Below are 1,688 nucleotides of genomic sequence, written 5' to 3'. Positions count from 1 at the left end.
GTTCACGTTATGTTCTACGCCGTTTCAGGCCACCTGTCACCACATGATGTGGTCCCGGACTCAAAGGGATAAGCCTTCTCCCTGATTTGATTGAGAAAAGCGGGGTCAACATAGCCCCATGTGAATCGGATGATGTCTTTCAGCGCTTTCTCGCGCGATGCGGCATCCGACTTGCCTTGCTGCATGGCCGCATTTTCCTCGACCACCCGGCGGATTTCGCGCAGGACCTGGGAGAGCGCGGGGCCATGTTCCTGTCTTAACTCGGGCGGCATGGAAAGGTACTCGGCGGGAACGTCCACGCCGCCCAGATGGGCGGAGTTGCAGGCGACGATGGTGACCGAGACCGGCTCGAAGTGGACGGCCGGGCAGGGTGCCAGCGGCGTCAGGACCTGCGTGATATCGAGGAATTTCTTGAACGGCCGGATTGCGGCTTCCCCATCCGAACGCTGTTCCCGCCATGTCACATCGTGGTTGCCCGGGACGACGACGATCTGCTTGGCGCAATCCGGCTCCGATCCGGTGTAGAGCGGTTGGAGAAGGGCGCTGCCGTTCTGGCCGGCGCTTCCCTTCAACTGCTGAACGAACCGGGCGGCGTCAACGAACTCCTTGTCGAGTCCGAAACTGGTGAGGTCGCCGCAGATGACGACAACGTGAGGCCGCTTGCGAGGTGGGAGCGTGCGCAGAAAATCAAGATAGTATTCACACAGCCACTTGTTGCCGATTTCCTCGCTGAACTGTCCGAAGTGCAGATCCGAGATTTGGTGAATGATGAACCCGTCCTGAAAGGTCGATTGCGGCTCCCCCTCACGCTCCTCGTCCGTATCGATCTCATCCGGCACATGCTCCAGAACCCGGCGCAGGACGCCGGGTTTGGGTTCCTCCATGAGGCCCGCCAGCAGGTCCCGGTTCGCCTCGCTGCTGGCCATGTACTTCTTGCCGGGTTTCTGACGCACCAGACCCCACGCCGCGAGCCGTCGCAGAACCACGCCGCCGGCCCTGGACAACAGGTCGCGCGAGGCCGTTTCCGGCTGGCAGGCGAGCCACAGCACGGCCTGTTCTTCCGGGGCGAGGTTCTTCCAGACGGTGCGCAGTACCTCTGTCCAGGACGTCTCGAAGGCGTCGCGCAGGCCGTCGCCCGACAATGAGGCCGATGATCCGCTCGGGGTGATGCGCAGGCTTTGCAGTTCACCGGGAATTGCGCCGATTTCTGCAATGAGCGCGTCGTGCCCGGCGGCGGCCACCGGCGCCAGGAAGGCCTGCCGCACACCGTCTTCGACCGGACCCAGCAGGATCGGGTTCTGCGTCACGAGTTCGGACGGACGCTCCAGGGTGTCGCCCTGGTCGCGGCAGCGTTCGAAGAACTGGGGGATCTCGGCGTGGCAAAGAATGATGCGCCCGTCACGAGCCGCAGCCGACAGTTGCGCGAGCAGGGCCCGCATGTTCTGCCCGGCGGTGTCCTCGGCGTCGATCTGACGCGCCCCCTCGTCCAGCAGGATGATCGGTCGGTCGGGGTCGTGGGCGGGCCGGGCGCGCGCGGCCGCGCCGATCGCGTCCACCCGGGCTTCGGCGCCGAAGAAGGTCGCCAGATCCGCCACCACGACATCCACGCCAAAGGCTTATCCCTTTGAGTCCGGGACCACATCATGTGGTGACAGGTGGCCTGAAACGGCGTAGAACATAACGTGAAC

The 1,688-nt window shown here is 63.8% G+C and carries 1 protein-coding gene; it reads right to left on the bottom strand.

Translation table 11 applies throughout. The features are described from left to right. Positions 1-14: 14 nt before the first annotated feature. Entirely contained in the window at positions 15-1,607 is a 1,593-nt protein-coding gene (locus tag GHC57_RS20520) for a metallophosphoesterase (protein ID WP_153347217.1), read from the bottom strand. Positions 1,608-1,688 lie beyond the last annotated feature (81 nt).

The organism is Roseospira navarrensis (genome assembly GCF_009601025.1).
Taxonomy (GTDB): domain Bacteria; phylum Pseudomonadota; class Alphaproteobacteria; order Rhodospirillales; family Rhodospirillaceae; genus Rhodospira; species Rhodospira navarrensis.
Note: the sequence above shows the minus strand (reverse complement) of the source record. Positions and strands in the feature narration are given on the sequence as shown.